This is a genomic window from Acidicapsa ligni (assembly GCF_025685655.1).
Classification (GTDB): Bacteria; Acidobacteriota; Terriglobia; order Terriglobales; family Acidobacteriaceae; genus Acidicapsa; species Acidicapsa ligni.
Genome location: NZ_JAGSYG010000008.1, coordinates 22,503 through 38,065, shown reverse-complemented (window position 1 = coordinate 38,065; position 15,563 = coordinate 22,503). Strand labels below are relative to the sequence as shown.

At 54.8% G+C, this 15,563-nt stretch carries 17 protein-coding genes; 9 read left to right on the top strand and 8 right to left on the bottom strand.

The window, feature by feature from the left end; translation table 11 throughout:
- Window positions 1-58 precede the first annotated feature (58 nt).
- From OHL19_RS21080 to OHL19_RS21060, 5 genes are all read right to left on the bottom strand, one after another.
- Window positions 59-622, bottom strand: a complete 564-nt coding sequence (locus tag OHL19_RS21080; protein ID WP_263359819.1) for a YceI family protein — start codon at window positions 620-622, stop codon at window positions 59-61.
- Window positions 623-677: 55 nt separating this feature from the next.
- Complete coding sequence (locus OHL19_RS21075; RefSeq protein ID WP_263359818.1) at window positions 678-1,808, bottom strand: NAD(P)/FAD-dependent oxidoreductase; 1,131 nt, start codon at window positions 1,806-1,808, stop codon at window positions 678-680.
- Window positions 1,809-1,993: 185 nt separating this feature from the next.
- Window positions 1,994-2,629, bottom strand: coding sequence for a DUF2306 domain-containing protein (locus tag OHL19_RS21070; protein ID WP_263359817.1), 636 nt, complete (start codon window positions 2,627-2,629; stop codon window positions 1,994-1,996).
- Window positions 2,630-2,734: 105 nt separating this feature from the next.
- Window positions 2,735-3,460 carry a methyltransferase domain-containing protein gene (locus OHL19_RS21065; RefSeq protein ID WP_263359816.1) on the bottom strand — a complete coding sequence of 242 codons (726 nt, stop codon included), beginning with the start codon at window positions 3,458-3,460 and terminating at the stop codon, window positions 2,735-2,737.
- Entirely contained in the window at window positions 3,450-4,511 is a 1,062-nt protein-coding gene (locus OHL19_RS21060; protein WP_263359815.1) for a type III polyketide synthase, read from the bottom strand. The genes OHL19_RS21065 and OHL19_RS21060 overlap by 11 nt, the downstream gene beginning before the upstream one ends.
- 955 nt (window positions 4,512-5,466) lie before the next feature.
- Between OHL19_RS21060 and OHL19_RS21055 the strand changes: the two genes are divergently transcribed.
- From OHL19_RS21055 to OHL19_RS21045, 3 genes are read left to right on the top strand one after another with little or no spacing between them, the layout of a single operon-like run.
- Window positions 5,467-6,132: a response regulator gene (locus OHL19_RS21055; protein ID WP_263359814.1), complete on the top strand. Its 666-nt coding sequence runs from the start codon at window positions 5,467-5,469 to the stop codon at window positions 6,130-6,132.
- Entirely contained in the window at window positions 6,113-7,582 is a 1,470-nt protein-coding gene (locus OHL19_RS21050) for a HAMP domain-containing histidine kinase (protein WP_263359813.1), read from the top strand. Before OHL19_RS21055 ends, OHL19_RS21050 begins: the two co-directional genes overlap by 20 nt.
- A 4-nt stretch (window positions 7,583-7,586) precedes the next feature.
- Window positions 7,587-7,784 (top strand): hypothetical protein, encoded by a 198-nt coding sequence (locus tag OHL19_RS21045; protein WP_263359812.1) that lies wholly within the window; start codon window positions 7,587-7,589, stop codon window positions 7,782-7,784.
- Window positions 7,785-7,926: 142 nt separating this feature from the next.
- Here OHL19_RS21045 and OHL19_RS21040 read toward each other — a convergent pair whose 3' ends face one another.
- Window positions 7,927-9,333, bottom strand: a complete 1,407-nt coding sequence (locus OHL19_RS21040) for an amidase (protein ID WP_263359811.1) — start codon at window positions 9,331-9,333, stop codon at window positions 7,927-7,929.
- A 110-nt stretch (window positions 9,334-9,443) separates the two neighbouring features.
- On the opposite strand from OHL19_RS21040, the gene OHL19_RS21035 reads away from it, so the two are divergent.
- Window positions 9,444-10,007 (top strand): TetR/AcrR family transcriptional regulator, encoded by a 564-nt coding sequence (locus OHL19_RS21035; protein ID WP_263359810.1) that lies wholly within the window; start codon window positions 9,444-9,446, stop codon window positions 10,005-10,007.
- A gap of 188 nt (window positions 10,008-10,195) precedes the next feature.
- On the opposite strand, the gene OHL19_RS21030 is transcribed toward OHL19_RS21035, so the two are convergent.
- Both OHL19_RS21030 and OHL19_RS21025 read right to left on the bottom strand, forming a co-directional pair.
- Window positions 10,196-10,663, bottom strand: coding sequence for a toll/interleukin-1 receptor domain-containing protein (locus OHL19_RS21030; RefSeq protein WP_263359809.1), 468 nt, complete (start codon window positions 10,661-10,663; stop codon window positions 10,196-10,198).
- A gap of 15 nt (window positions 10,664-10,678) precedes the next feature.
- Window positions 10,679-10,993, bottom strand: coding sequence for a hypothetical protein (locus OHL19_RS21025; protein ID WP_263359808.1), 315 nt, complete (start codon window positions 10,991-10,993; stop codon window positions 10,679-10,681).
- Window positions 10,994-11,255: 262 nt separating this feature from the next.
- On the opposite strand from OHL19_RS21025, the gene OHL19_RS21020 reads away from it, so the two are divergent.
- The 5 genes from OHL19_RS21020 (at window position 11,256) to OHL19_RS21000 (ending at window position 15,552) form a co-directional block, all read left to right on the top strand.
- Window positions 11,256-12,227, top strand: a complete 972-nt coding sequence (locus OHL19_RS21020) for a LysR family transcriptional regulator (protein WP_263359807.1) — start codon at window positions 11,256-11,258, stop codon at window positions 12,225-12,227.
- A gap of 110 nt (window positions 12,228-12,337) precedes the next feature.
- Window positions 12,338-13,078: an SDR family NAD(P)-dependent oxidoreductase gene (locus OHL19_RS21015; protein ID WP_263359806.1), complete on the top strand. Its 741-nt coding sequence runs from the start codon at window positions 12,338-12,340 to the stop codon at window positions 13,076-13,078.
- Between the two features lie 36 nt (window positions 13,079-13,114).
- Entirely contained in the window at window positions 13,115-13,978 is an 864-nt protein-coding gene (locus OHL19_RS21010) for an SDR family oxidoreductase (protein WP_263359805.1), read from the top strand.
- Window positions 13,979-14,014: 36 nt separating this feature from the next.
- The gene (locus OHL19_RS21005; protein WP_263359804.1) at window positions 14,015-14,929 is read left to right on the top strand and encodes an alpha/beta fold hydrolase; all 915 of its coding nucleotides are present in this window, start codon (window positions 14,015-14,017) and stop codon (window positions 14,927-14,929) included.
- A gap of 50 nt (window positions 14,930-14,979) precedes the next feature.
- Window positions 14,980-15,552: a cupin domain-containing protein gene (locus OHL19_RS21000; RefSeq protein ID WP_263359803.1), complete on the top strand. Its 573-nt coding sequence runs from the start codon at window positions 14,980-14,982 to the stop codon at window positions 15,550-15,552.
- The last annotated feature ends 11 nt before the right edge of the window (window positions 15,553-15,563 follow it).

Below are 15,563 nucleotides of genomic sequence, written 5' to 3'. Positions count from 1 at the left end.
AAAGCAAGTGCAGTTAGAACGGAATAGTCCTGTTACAGCGTGCAAACAGGATCGTCAGTTAGTTAGAAATCAGGCCAACGAGATTGAGATCAATCGCAACGTCATTCTCAGCTTTCCAGAACATGAAGCTTGGGTTCTTGAGACCCCACTGAACATAGGGAACGACGAATTGCGCCCTCACAGTTGCCTTCGATCCATCCATGTAAATCTGCATCGGAATCGTCAGGTCGTGGGGATTGCCAAGTAGGGTGAACACTCCGCTCACCTGAATTGTTGAGTCACCACGGGGCGCGATCGTCCCGGTGTAGGTTTTGGGCGCAAAGGAGACGGTCATGTATTGGTCGACTTTGAGAATGTCCTTATTCATCTTCTTATCGCGGCTGTCGTTACCGGTCTTCCCGCTGCCAGCCAGTACGGCCACCGAACCCGACATCCTTGGATTGCTTCGGTCAAACTCAATCGATCCCGATTGGATGTGAAAGATGCCGTTGACAACCTCGTGGGTCGTGTTGAGCGTCATCTTGATTTCGCTGGTATCGGGGTTGACGGCGAAGGTCTGATGCTGGGCGAGAGCGGCTGGAGCGAGTATGACCGCGAGAGCAAAAATTGCGAAGGATTTCATTCGATCTCCCCTGGAGGGCTTTGACTAACGAGAGCTGTTTCGGCGTGGCCCGATTTCAGTTGGCGAACGCTTGTGGAGCAACAGCGGCGGGCTGGGCGACACGCGTGAGTCTGGCCGTTACACGCATCGCTCCGGGCCAGACCCTCAAGCAGAACGGCAATACAGCGCGCGCGAGTGCGTTGTTTAAGCCGTCGGCGGCGATCTCAGCAAGACGCATCTGGGGCAGCATTGCGGAGCGCAGTTTTGACTGAAAGACCGGCGCCGGCTCCGCCGCAAGATAGGCAGCGGCAGCACGACGGCCAGTATGCAGGGCGATGGATATGCCATCGCCGGTAAACGAGGGGATTACGGCTGCCTGATCGCCGATACAGTAGAGCCCATCCTCGGTTGCGCGGCGGACATAACCGTACGGGATATGGGTGATGGTGATCGGTTTGTGGAGCAGCGGTTCCGCACCGTCAAGCCGCATCGCGAGGTGAGGACAGTCCTGCTGCATCTTCGCAAGGAGTCCCTCCCAGCGAAGACCTGAACGGACAAAATACCGCCGTTGCACCACACAGCAGAAATTCGTAATGCCGTCTTCCACCGGTTGGATACCACCGTAGCCTCCGGAATAGAGCGTCAACTCGGAGGCGTCCGCGAGGTCAGCGGTCTGGGCAGCTGACAGTCGGTAATACATCTTGAAGGCGACCCATTGGTGGGGGTCCTTCGGGCGACCGTGGCCGCGCAGATCATGCTTGCCCGTCGCGAGAAAAGCCGTCGGAGCTTTATAAGTGGTACCGTCGTCGAGCGTAGCCTGCCAGAGGTTGGTAGTCGTACGACTGAGAGACTGCACAGCGCGGCCACGTTCTACGCGGACTCCCGCTGCGATGGCCTCGGCAATGAGCGCTGTATCAAGCCCCTTGCGTGTGAGTGAGGCCGCGGGAAAAGGCAACGGAGCCTCTGCGGCGCGCCTGGCGGCGGCAAGGCGAACGTAGTTGATGGGCACAGCGCCTAGCGAGGCCACGTCGATGCCGAGTGCATGAAGATCCTCAAGGGCCTCGCCGCTTAGAAACTCTCCGCAGACCTTATGGCGTGGTGTGGGCTCGCGTTCAATCAGCGTAACGGCCCGTCCCTTACGAGCGAGTGCGATCGAAGCGGCACAGCCTGCCACACCACCACCAACGATCAAAACTTCGTCTTGCAAAGCACTACTCCTAATTCACTGGATGTTCAATCAATTTGTAGCGGGATTCCATATTTCTAGTAGACGCCCCAAAAACAGTCCGGCACGTCATTCTGTACAAATCGTCATTTGGGAACCGGACCCGCTTCGGAAATAGAACAGTTTGCAAATCCGCATCTCAAAATCTCATAACCCTTAGCTGACGCTCAGTTGCGACGTGTGGTGAGTTCGCGCCAGTTGAGGCCGAGATCAACAATCAGCAACGAGGCAAGTGTGAAGGCAATCACGCCGACGGCGGATAAGACGTCGCCCAGGTGGCTCCAGTAACGCGGCCAGAGATTGAGCACGCGGCTGGAGACGAACGTAAAGGTAACTGCATAGGAGCGCGCCATCCATTGGCGGTGCTGTGTGATTTGGCGGTTGCGCGCGGTGATGAAGGCGGCGGTGGTGCAGACCATCCAGGCGGCGGCCTGCATGGAGGTTCCAGGAAGACCAGGGCGTCCAGCAGCGAGAGCAATCCCCGTGAAGGAACCTATGAACACGGAGATGACGTAGATGCGGCCAAGAATGCGATGGAGTTGGGGGTGACGTTGGCGGATTCGCGAGGAGAAATTGATCGGGCCGATCAAAAGGGCGAATATTCCTGCAAGGGTATGCGGGATGAGGAGATGTCGGTCGGCAATAACCTGCAGACGGTAGGCGTGGTACATCGGATAGTCGGTGATGAGGAGCAGTTCTGAAGTAATGAAGACGAAGAGTACGGTGAGACCAAGCGAGACCCAGAGAATCGTCTTGAATCTGAAACCTGAGGTACTGGGCGCTGGTAAAGTAGAAATCGGCATTATTCGCTTCTCAGATGGTTAGACGCGATGAGGTGCGCCATAAGGGTGACGAGGCGAGAGGAGTCAAATCTCTTAATCTAAAAAGGTGCTTCAGAATGATCGACCTCACTTCCACCGCCCCACGCACAAGCGTCCCGGCCGCCAACGCTCCACCGTCACCGCCTCTTGCGGGACCTCAGCTGCAGCCAGCAAGCGTATCCAATCCTCCTTCCTGAAGGCCCGCCGGAACGACACCGGCCCATCATGCCGCACAAACCGGTGCCACTTCACCACCTTTGCCATCCACCCAAACATCCGACTACTCCACTCGGACCGCTCCAAATCATTGATAAACCAACCTGCCTTTACCGTCGCTTCCATCCACCTCAGCAGTGCGACGATCTCCTCGTCCTCCAAATGATGTGCCATCAGCGAACTAACGACGATATACATCGGCTGCTCCGGTCGAGATTCCATGGCATCGCCGGTCATCCACGTGATTCTGAGTTCCTTCGGCGTAGACTCCGCTGCTGCGCGTGCAGCATAAGGATTTAAATCGATCCCCGTTAACCGCACAGCAATGCCCCGTCTCTTTGCCCAGCCTGCAATCTGCCGTAGTAGATCGCCGCCGCCACTGCCCACATCGACGATGTGTACTGGATCAAGCCGTTCAAGTGGCAACCGCTCCAGCCAAGCCAGTGTCGGCCGATAACCCAGCAGCCAGCGATTGACCTTTTCCAGACTACGCAGGCAGTCACGGAAATCCTCATAGCTACAGTTACCGTCCATCAGCTCCGGCAACTTCCGCGGAGAGACACGCCGACTGAAGTCGCTTTCCGCACTAGACCGCATGAAAACGCATCGTCTCCGCTGTCAGCCCCGGCCCAAACGACATCGCACACCCACGCTGACCTGGTTGCGCTTGCAACATGAGTCGCTGCAACACAAACATCACTGTCGCCGACGACATGTTGCCGAAACACGACAGAACCTCGCGCGACGTCGCCAGCGCATCGGGCGGTAGCGCCAGTCCCTTCTCCACCGCGTCCAGAATCGATCGCCCACCCGGATGAACAGCCCACAGGTCGATACCATCACGTTGGGCCATCAGTTCGCCCTCGTGTAGCGCGCGGCCCAACTCTCCCGGCACTTGCCCGGAAAGCAGCATGTCGAAACCTCGCCCGCCGATCTTCCAGGTGATTAGCCCACGTGTCTCCGGCACCATCACCGCTTTAAAGCTGTCCAGAGCAAAACCCTGCTCGTGCGCAGTGATTAGGTTCGCCGCAGCTCCGTCGGCGAAGACCAAGAACGAGAGCACCTGCTCCAGATCCTGCGTCTCCTGGAAGTGCAGCGTACACAGCTCAAGGTTCAACATCAGCACACCCGCCTTCGGATCTGAGCGCACAATGTGCCGCGCCAGCTTCAACGCATTGATCGCGGCATAGCACCCCATGAATCCAACCATCGTGCGCTCCACGTCCGGCGAAAGTCCGAGGTGATCGACGATCTCAAAGTCCAGACCGGGCGCATAGAGCCCCGTGCAGCAGGTCACCAACACATGCGTAATACCGGAGCGCTCCTGCTCATTGAGAGCAAGCCGGTCTACGGCCTTCCTCATCAGTATCGGAGCGCACTGCTCAAACAGTTCCATACGCCGCGCCGTGTCGGGAAAGTTGCCTGGCCGATAGAAATCATACGCATCATGCAAAGAGAATTGGCCGGAGCCTTTCTGCGGATCGAAGAATGAATAGCGATGCGCGATGTCAGCGCGGCTCACCATGCGGCGGAAGACCGTGCGGCGCCGCGGATCGGCAAGCATGTTCTCTGCGAAGGCGGCGAAGGCGTCATGCACATCGTGCTCTGGTACGGCAGTGGCGATGCGGTTCAGGTAAGCCGTAGTCATGCACAATGGCCCTCAGCGGGATTGGATTAGATGTCGGTTCGCCTTGAAGAAAATCTGGACCACAAAGAGACGACGATCCGGCGACAGTCGACTACTTGAGAGAACAGGTTTCTCATTCTGAGTACAACAGCTTCTTGTTGAGACGAGATCTCTGTTTCTTTGATAGCACTTGCCTGGAGGGGAATACGATGACGATTTGTTCATGGAGGACGCAATCACCCGAGCGCCCCCTGAATTTCGTCCGTTCAGATGCTAAGTTACGGAAGAGCAAAGCAAGAGGCGCGATCACGAGTGTTCTTAGGAATCGACATTCAGCGCTCTGCCAACGACTAAAATTTGCGAGGTCAATACTCCGAGATGAGATCCGCAGCATCACTCAAATCTATCCGCCTGATACACCGCTACATTGGACTGTTCTTCTCGCCAACGATTCTCTTTTTCGCAATCACAGGTGGTCTACAGATGTTCGGGCTGCACGAGAGCGCTCGTGGCAGTTCCTACGTACCTCCTAACATCCTCATGCATCTCGCCCAATTGCATAAAAAGGGGACGCTTTACCTTCCTCCACGAAAGGTTGCTTCACCCACTTCGACCAAGTCGGATGGGGCAAAACCAGATGGTCCAAAAATTGAGACCCCAAAGCCAACGCAAGCATCCCCGGCCACGCCACCCAACTCGCTTCCCATGAAGATATTCTTTGCCTCCACAGCACTTGCACTTGCCTTATCGACATGTACGGGCCTCATAATGGGTTGGAAGTGTGCACACCGGAAATCGATCGTTCTGCTCACTCTTGCGGCAGGAGTCCTTATTCCGGCTATCTTGCTCTTTATATAGCGCTTCCCGACTCGTTCATTCTTGAGGGAGACGCAGATGACACAATCGTCATCTTGCAGTCTCATGGAGTATGCGACTCATGAACTAAAATGTCTTACCAGGATTTATGCGACTTCTAATGGTCGAGGATGAACCCGAGATTCAGGATTTCTTAAAGCAACCCCTTGCTGATGCGGGTTACGAGGTGGATGCCGCCAAGGATGGGCGATCCGCCATCCAACTCGCGTCTGGAAAGAAATATGACGTTCTGATCGTCGACCTTGGACTTCCGGATCAAGATGGCATTGACCTGATTCTTCAGCTTCGACGCTCTGGCATTAGCAGCCCCGTATTAATACTTTCAGCCAGAAGATCGGTCGACGATAGGGTCAAAGGTCTGGAACAAGGTGGTGACGATTACCTGACAAAACCCTTCGCACTCGCAGAATTACTAGCAAGATTGCGTAACCTCTTGCGGCGTAATCTTGTTACGAGTGAGGAAGCGAGCCGCCTCCGCGTACTGGACCTGGAGCTGGATTTCATCAGCCGTAGAGCGTCTCGCGGTGGAGAGGTTTTAAATCTAAGTCCGCAAGAATTCGTGCTTCTGGCATATCTATGTCGACACGCTGGGCGTGTTATTACTCGGTCGATGCTTCTCTCCGAAGTGTGGGGGATGCGAATTCAACCTAACACCAATGTTGTTGACGTACATGTCTACCGCCTGCGCGGCAAGGTGGATACAGAAGGCCGTGAGCCGCTGATCAAGACCTTACGAGGTATTGGCTATGTCCTCAAAGACCGCTAATCCGGTCATGCGTAGCGCTGCATGGCGTATTTCTCTTTGGGCAACACTTGCCTTTGCCATTGGAATAATGCTGGTTTTTGTCATGCTTCATCGCTTCGTCGCGAACGACATTCAGCGTAGGAGTGACCAGTGGCTTAGTGGAGAGGTGGCAGTCCTCGGTGATGTAGCCGGGCGAACACCAAAGGACCGCCTCTACGGTCGGGTCGTGGGAGAAGTCGCGGAACTTGCAAGCAGAGAGGTGCCAAACAAACTCCGCTCCAACAGCAATGAGAACGACTCTGTCTTCTTTCTTCAGGCTGGCGATGATGGGGCTCTGAAGCTTTGGGTAGGTGCCGGTGACGGGATGCCAAACTTAGCTGCGATTCGCGCGCGCAAGTTTATCTCCGACGCTCCCTACGACTTGAATGTCAAAGGATTTAATCACCCCTTTCGGGTGGCATCGGTGCGACTGGAGGACGGGAGTCATATTTATCTCGGACTATCGGAGCGAGATGAATTGCGTGTGCTGAAAAACCTCCGCTTCCGGTTTTTTTGCCTCTGGCTACTCGTCGTGCTGTTTGGTTCTGCGATTGTGTTCTTCGTGACCAGACGCATGCTGGGCCATGTTCGTGAGATCACCGAAGCTGCATCCCGGATTGGGCAATCTGATTTGAGTAGCAGGGTTCCGACCAGCAAACGGAACGATGAAGTAGGACACCTGGCGCTAACACTCAACCGCATGCTGGATCGGATAGAAAGCTCGATGCACCAATTGCACACTATTACAGAGTCCCTCGCTCATGATCTTCGTAGTCCGTTGACAGCGATCAGGGGAAAGCTGGAAGTTGTCCTGTCGGGAGATTTAAAAGTCGAGCAGAGTGAACCGATCGTCTCAGCCATCGATGAACTGGATCGATTATCAGAGTTCCTGAATACTTCGCTAGATGTTGCTGAAGCGAAGGCTGATGCGCTTAGACTTTCACGCACCGACGTCGATCTCGATGAACTGGTTCGAATCATGATTGACCTGTACGAGCCTTCCATGTTGGAGAAAGGGCTTCGAGTGAATCTACTAAGCGCTGGCCCTGTCACAATACTGGCAGACGCTGCTCTTCTTCATCGGGTGGTCGCAAACCTTCTCGATAACGAACTCAACCACCTACCCGCATCATGCACCGTTTCCATAAAACTTGGCACAAGTGAGAGCGCTACAACCCTGATTGTGGAGGATGATGGCCCGGGATTTGCTTCGGAGATTGGTCTCCGGATGTTCGAGCAGAGGGTGAAAGGAAGAGACTCCAGAGGGCATGGGCTTGGGCTTGCATTCGTTGAAGCGGTGGTGCGAGCTCACGGTGGGAGTGTAACGGCGTCGAACCGTCCAGAAGGAGGAGCTTTGCTGTCGATTTCCTGGCCTCGTGAGACCGGAGAAAAGATCGAAACTTCGCACTCTCTCACACTGGTCAACAGGTAAGCACATGCAAGCCTTGCATAAGATCGATGTGACCTTGGAGATGATCAAGCGGGAACACTCAATCTTCGCTCAGCCGTTCGCTTTGACCGCTGCGATGTTGAGTCTGCATCAGAGCTATGCTCTACTGCAGCACGCGCTGCAGCGTGGAAGTATGAGGCCGCCTCAGATTTTGCAACAGGGAGAAATCCTTCTGACCGGTTGAAGAGACACGTCAACAGGAGCACGGCTCGAACATAGGCATTCACGAATCATTTCCGAGAAGCCGACTTGTGGCTAATGATCCTCCAACGGAGAGCAAACGAGCAGAAGCGGCACCGCTCCTGCTCGCTCATGATTGGTGCCATTCAAAGACTAGGATGTAGCTCCCGTACAGGACTTACCTGCTCCAAAAGGGCTGCCGCATGAAGAATCGTAGATTCGGCGTGCCAATTACCAACGATCTGCACACCGATCGGCATCCCGTTATGGCTCGTACCGAACCGCATGGAAATGCCCGGCAGACCGGTCACATTCAATGGCGAGGTCGCGGACATGATGTTCATGATGCTTACCGTCTGGCCGTTGATCTGTAGTTCCGCCTGACCGTGCCTAAAGGACGGAACAGGAAGTACCGGAGTGAGCAATACGTCGTACTTCTGGAAATACTCGGCATACCCATCCTTAAGCCTCTCCGCAGCCTGCACTGCGTCGATATAGTCTGCCGCTGGCGTATCAGGCAGTGAGAGCATGAACCTGGCCATTGCACCTATTTCATCCTCGCTGCGGCCTGCCGTTGTCTTCACGAATCCGGGCTTCATCTCGAGGACATGCAGACGGCTGAAGACATCGAGTGCGAAGTCGCGCTCAAATGCAGGAATGCGCACGGACTCGACCATGTGTCCGAAGGCTTTGAGCGCATCCGCGGCAGTTTCCACCGTTACTGCGACCTCACGGTCGATCGGCCCAAAACCTGGCTCGACGAGCCAGCCCACACGAAGCGAGCGATTGTTGGAGTGGATGTTGTTATCGAACGGGAGGGCGCTGCTGGAGTAGGCGTCCTGTCCGTCCGGTCCAGCTAGTTGTGAAAAGGCCAGTGACAGATCGCGAATGCTCCTCGCCATTGGGCCCACGTGCCAGAAACGGCGCGGCTCACGCGGCCAGATGCCTGTCATTGGTACTCGTCCATGGGTTGCCTTGAGAGAAACAATGCCGGTGTGAGCCGCCGGACCACGTACCGAGATTGCAAGGTCAGTGCCCAGACCAAGTGGAGACATGCCGGCTGCGATCGCCGCAGACTCCCCGCCGCTTGAACCACCTGCAGTCAGATCCATGTTCCAGGGGTTGTTTGTCCGGCCCGTGAGCAGATTGTCGCTTTCGATTCCGTAAGAGAATTCAGGCAGATTGGTCTTCGCAAGCAGAATGCCCCCAGCCTTCTTGAGACGCGCAACGCTGGTTGCATCCGTGTCGGGCGTTCGGCCCTTGAAGATCGGCGTTCCGCGTTGGGTCTGCACCTTGGCGGTGTCGATCGAATCCTTTACTGTGAATGGCACACCGTGTAGAGGTCCCAGCTCGTCTCCTCGCAGTATTGCCGCCTCTGCTTCCCTGGCACACTGCAACGCATTCCCGGCGATCGTAACGATTGCATTCACCTTCGGATTGAGCGCCTCGATACGATAGAGGTGCGCCTTCATAACTTCGACCGGAGAGACCTCGCGTGTGCGGATCAGTTCGGCCAGCTTGGTTGCGTCGGAATAAATCAGTTCTGTGCTCATTGCCTTCCTCTCTACCTGCCACTAGGCAGGCTATGACACTTGAGATTCTACCTGCCACATGGTAGATTCAAAATTGAGAGATTTATTTACAGATATGTAGGAGGTGTGGGATGAGTGCAAACGCTCGTGAAGACATTCTGGCCGCTGCGAAGCTTGTTGCTCAAGCTCACGGTTATGCAGGATTGAACTTCCGTGATTTGGCAGAACAGGTCGGTATCAAAGCCGCGAGCATCTACTATTACTTCCCGAGTAAAGCCGACCTGGCTACGGCGGTAGCGAAGCGCTATTGGGAGGATGCCGCGGCTTATCTTGAGTCACTGCTGAAGAATTCAGCGATGCCGCTGGATGCGCTGCGCCGCTATCCAGAGACCTTTCGCTGGGCACTGGAGAACGACAACCGCATCTGTCTTTGCAGCTTTATGTCTGCGCAATTCGATGATGTGCCTGACGAAGTAAAGGCGGAAGTTCAAACTTTCACCGACGTCAATGTTGCATGGCTCAAGAAGACTTTGGTTGCTGCCAAGGTTGCCCACCCCAAGGAAGCAGAGAAGCGAGCACGTGCTATCTACTCTGGAATTGTGGGCGCTCAGCTGATGGCGAGAAGCCGAGCAGACATTACCCTCTACGACAGTCTGATCGAAAGTTACCGCACAGCCGGATTGCTTCCCGCTTGAAAACATATCCGTAATGACAAACGCGCACCTCGGAAGTAATCGAGTATTCGGTCCGTTAGGTCAATAAGTGTAATGCCTGTTAGCGCGAGTTGGGAAACGGTCGCTGCTAATTGCCGAAATCTAACGCGCTGACTGGAGAGATTGAAAGGCCCTCGCCTCCTTATTACATCAGCGAAACCACAGATTGATTAAATTTCGGACGCCAGGAGATTCGAGGAATTGCTGAACTGCATTCGAACGAAGCCTTTGGCCTTCAAATGTTTATCTGTCATGAAAAACAGTCCAGCGACATCGTCCTGAGTACCATCATGCTCTTGATCGCCGGTAATCAAGACAAACCCGCCGGGATGTCTACGGGCGCTCTGCCCAATGCCTGCAACGCGCTTCGAACGATGTCGGGTATGCCATCTGTGGCGCGGACCCTTCGTCAGGCGGTCCTCCGCTAGAGCCGGGTCATAATTGACCAAGTCTTCGTGCTCGATCCCATGCCAGATCGGCAGGATGATGAAGCGGCCAACCTTTTCTCTCGCAAACAGGCCATTGAGCTCATGCTCTGTCCACTTGCGTGCTGCCAAGAACGGCTTCGAGAGAACCACTATCGCATAGCTACTGTTTATCAGCCCCTTGTTGATAGCCGGACGCAAAGACTTGCCCACGCGATAGAGTCCTCGTCAAACCAGACAGTTATGTCGGCTTTCCTCAGTTGGGTCACAAGTTGTCGGACGTAGGGCGTGTCCGGGCGCACCGAGCATATTCCGGCCGAGAAACTCGTTCGCCGTGACTTGCCGATCCGTCGATTCATATTCGTTCTTGTTGCGAAGAAGGGTTGGAACAGTGATTCCAAACTTCTCTTTCAATGCCTGTGTTTTAGCGCCATCCAGCGCCTCCTCGTCCGATAGGGCTTCGTAGGCGACCTTCAGTCGCCCCTGCTTGTCCTCGACGAAGTAATATATATTCTCTTTCGAAAACAGAAGGCTAGGTGACACGCCAAACCCCGCAAAGTGACGCGATTTCTTGACTATAAGTTTACAGTGAACAGCGCTGTTGAGAGGTCATCCCGCTCGAGAAGGCGTTGCGCACAATTCAACGATCCTAGCCTTGGCAATCTGGGGTCCAACCTTGCGCTGATTTCTCGATGGGCGATAAATCGCCAATGCGCTCTCGGCCCCCGCACTCTTAAGCACAATTCTCTTAGTCAGGGCGAGGCCTACCTGCATCGCTCTGGCGGTGCACAGCTACAATCCATGCATGCGAAAGACTCTCGATCTAAATGACATTCGTACATTCGAAGCGGTCGCGAAAGCCGGAAGCATTACGGGTGCTGCCAAGGAGCTTGAACAACCGGCGTCGACGGTCAGCCGGTCGCTCACGAGATTAGAGGAGTGCCTCGGAGTACTCCTCGTTCGGCGGACGCAACGCGGTCTCACGGTGACAGAGGCCGGGAAGCGGTACCTGGTCTCCTGCAAGAGCGCGCTTAGGTCTCTTCGCGAGGGTGGTGAAGGGCTGGAAGCTCAAAGGACAAATCCCAGCGGGACTCTTCGAATCGCAGCGCCTGTGTGTTTCGCAAAAAATACATTGTCGCCACTACTGAGCTCTTTTCTAGGGAAGTATCCTGAACTTCGAATCGAGATCGATTTGTATTCTTCCGGTTGGGACAAGGAACCTGAAGATGAACTGGACGTCTACTTTAAAGTCAGGGCTCCCAAGGATTCCACGAAACGATGCCGCCTCTATCCGGAGATTCTCCAGGGGGTTTTCGCAAGTCCTCGATATCTTGCAAAACATGGTACCCCGAATGAGCCGTCATCCCTTGCATCTCATCGATGCATTGGTCTTCTTCCCGAAGGCGGCTTCGACCTCTGGAGACTCTCGAAGGAGAGATCGAGGGTAACGCCCGAGACGGACCTTGTCGCGATTGCAAGTGACCCGGAGATTCACCGGCAGTTGGCTGTCGATGGTGCGGGCATCGCCGTTCTCCCGCTGTGGCTGGCTACCCAGCCTGGCATGGCGAACAAGCTGACACGTTTGATGCCCTTGTGGAGGCCGCCTTCGATCACTTTATGTGCTTTGTATTCAGGATCGTCGAGGCTCACACCGAAAATTGAAGCCTTCCTGAACTACATTGAACCCTACATAGGTACAGACCGCGACCCGTGCCTGCATGGCGCTCAAGGTAAGCTCTGCTTCTCTCAACGCAAATCCAAAGTACGCAAAAATTAATATTGCAATAGTGCAATACCGTTTTGCATGTTTGAGGACATAGTCCTCGCTCTATCGTGCATCTCTCCTTGTAGCGGGTTCGCTCGCGTTGGAGCATCGGAGAGATTGCCGTGCAAAAGGATAGAGTCGTTGTCATCACGGGAGCAGCAGGTGGCATCGGATCGGTTTTGGTCCGTCGCTTCCTCGCCAATGGGGACGCTGTTTTCGCTATCGATGTGAATCTTGAAGGGCTTGGTGCTCTCGATGGCATTCATCGATCAAACCGTCGCTACGCGAGCATCACAGCAGATATAACAGAAGCTGCCTCAATACAAGCTATTACTACCGCGATCCGTGAGCACTTTGAAGAGGTCAATATTCTCATCAACTGCGCCGGGTTTTATCCCGTTGTGCCATTTGAGCAGATGCAATTAGACGACTGGCAGAAGGTGATTGCCATCAACCTTACGGGCACCTTTTCAATGTGTCATTCGTTGCTTCCCATGATGAAGGCCAAAGGTTGGGGCCGGATTATCAACTTCAGTTCCGCATCGATCTTTGAGGGCGTCGCAGGGCAGACACACTATGTCGCGGCCAAGGCAGGCGTCGTTGGCCTCTCTCGGTCCCTCGCGATGGAGGTCGGTCAATACGGAATAACGGTGAACTGCGTTGCTCCGGGACTTACGTTGACACCTCCGGTGCTCAGAGATCTTCCACAAGAGCTCATCGCAGAACAACCCAAATTACGTGCGCTGAAGAGAGATGAACAAGCGGATGACCTGGCGGGCGCAGTGTTCTTCCTTGCTTCGCCAGAAGCGGATTTCATGAGCGGACAACTCCTCAACGTTGATGGTGGCAAGATCAAACATTGATAGACCAAAATTCACAATTTTCCTAAGAAGGTGGTTATGAAAATATTGGCAATAGGTGGAGCAGGTAATGTGGGTTCGGAAGTTGTCAAAGAGTTGCTGGCGCGCGATGTACAGGTTCGCGTACTGGTGCGCGATCAAAAAGCCGAGGTTCCAACTGGAGCGGAACACGTCGTTGGGGATCTGCTTGAGCCGGCCAGCGTCGAGAAAGCTCTCGAAGGCGTAGACAAGCTCTACCTCTTGAACGCAGGAACGCCGGACGAACTGACGCAAGCGTTGATCGCCTACAACCTTGCAAGAAAGAGGAAGGTGAAGCACATCGTGTATCACTCCGTGTATCGCGCGGACGTGTTCAAGGATGTGCCTCATTTCAGCGCGAAATTTGCGCTGGAGAGCGCGTTGCACGAATTCGATGTGCCCTATACGGTGATTCGTCCCAACTACTTTCATCAGAACGATCTAAGTCTGAAAGATTCGCTCACCAAGGCCGGCGTATACCCCATGCCTCTCGGACCAGTGGGTATCTCATCGGTCGATATACGAGATGTCGCGGAAGCCGAGGCAATCGCGCTGACCACGACCGGCCACGAAGGAAAGACCTACAACCTGAATGGCCCGGATGTCTTGAGTGGCCCTGGCGCCGCTGCCATCTGGAGTGATGTTCTTGGCAAGGAAATCTCTTATGCGGGCCACGATATGGATGCGTTTGAAAAGCAGATGCGAGACAAAGGACCGGCGTGGGCGGCATTCGATTTTCGCATGATGTTTCAGGGATATCTTGAACGCGGCTTCGTTGCAGAACCCGGCGATCTGGAATCGCTTACCACTCTGCTTGGACATGCTCCTCGGTCGTACGCCGACTTCGCCCAGGAAGCGGCGAGCACATGGACCAGCAAATCATAACGTCTCGATCAACCAGCCAAACCAGAAAGGAGCGCGATGTCCAACGGCAAAGTTATTCCCGGTTTTCGTAGCGAAACAGCCATTGTCGATGGGATACGCATTCACTATTGGATCGGAGGTGATCCGAGCGGCGCGCCTGTGCTTCTGTGGCATGGTTTCCTGGGGACAAGCTTTGTCTGGAAGCACGTTATGCCACTCCTGGCGGAAGCAGGATTTGCGGTCCTTGCTCCGGATATGCGCGGCTATGGTGACTCCGATAAGCCACAGGGAACGGAGGGATATGATGGCCGCGCTCTTGCTGAGGAGTTCCGTTCTCTCGTGCGGGTGTTGAAGTTTGGCGGAGGACAACCTCTCATCCTTGCTGCGCATGACATGGGCGCTCCGCCAGCGATGCTGTGGGCCGCAGATCATCCTGAGGAGATTCGCGGACTGCTTTATATGGAAGTGCCGGTGATGCTATCTTCGGTCCTTACAAAGATCATCGCGTACACGCCCGAGGCTATGCAGAAGGGATCTATGTGGTGGTGGGTTCTTCCACTTGCTCCGGGGGTGCCCGAGCGTCTCGTTGTCGGACGTGAGCGTGAGTTCTTGACATGGTTCTTTGAATCCGCAGTCTCGCGCCCCGATGCCATCCCTGAAAGCACCATCCAGGAATACCTGCGTACATTCTCAGGAAGCAACGGTGTATTGGGAGCAATGGGAGTGTACCGGGCTGCCTTCACAACCATCGCTCAGACCGAGCCATTGCAGAAGCACAAGGTGCAGATTCCCGTCGTGGCGATTGGCGGAGAGAAAGCGCAGGGAGACAAGGTGCGCGAGATGGTTGCGATGATCGCCTCCGATGTTACCGGGTACGTTGTTCCCGACTGCGAACATTTTCTTCCAGAGGAATGCCCCGAAGAGATCGTGAGACACATTCAAATGCTCAAGACCGACACAGCCATAAATTAGCTGCTACCAATCGCGCAGAACTGAGACCTTTACAAACCAAGGAGACGTTGATGTCCAAGACAAGCACTGTACCGACCACATCCCGCACTCTGACAGTTTCTCTGCCCAAGGATCGTCCAAACGTTTGTGTGGGAGCAGATACCTACTCCATCGTTTTGAAGGGCTCCGATACAGACGAAAAGCTTTCTGTGATGGACTTTCTAATTCCTCCCGGCGGAGGACCGATGCCTCATGCTCACGAGTGCGAGGAGACTTTTCTCGTGCTGGAAGGCGAGGTGGTCGTCTTCTGTCACGATCAACGCACCCTTGCGCCGACAGGTGCAGCGGTCAATGTTCCCGGATGGGCACCGCACACCTTTCATAATCTTTCCACGGTGCCTGCCCGTCTCCTTTGCATCATCTCTCCAGCCGGTCTGGAAAGAGAGTTTATGGAGATCGGTCCTTCGGTCGCGACGCGAACCACTCCTCCACCCCCGCCTGATCCGAAAAAGATGGCTGAGCTGAAGAAGCAGATGCCGGAGATCGCAGCCAGATATAACGCCCGAGTTCTGCCCCCGGATACCTTCGATTTTCTGATGAGTGAAGAAGAACGTCAGATGGTGAAGAACGCCAATGGAGAGTGACTTAGTATTGC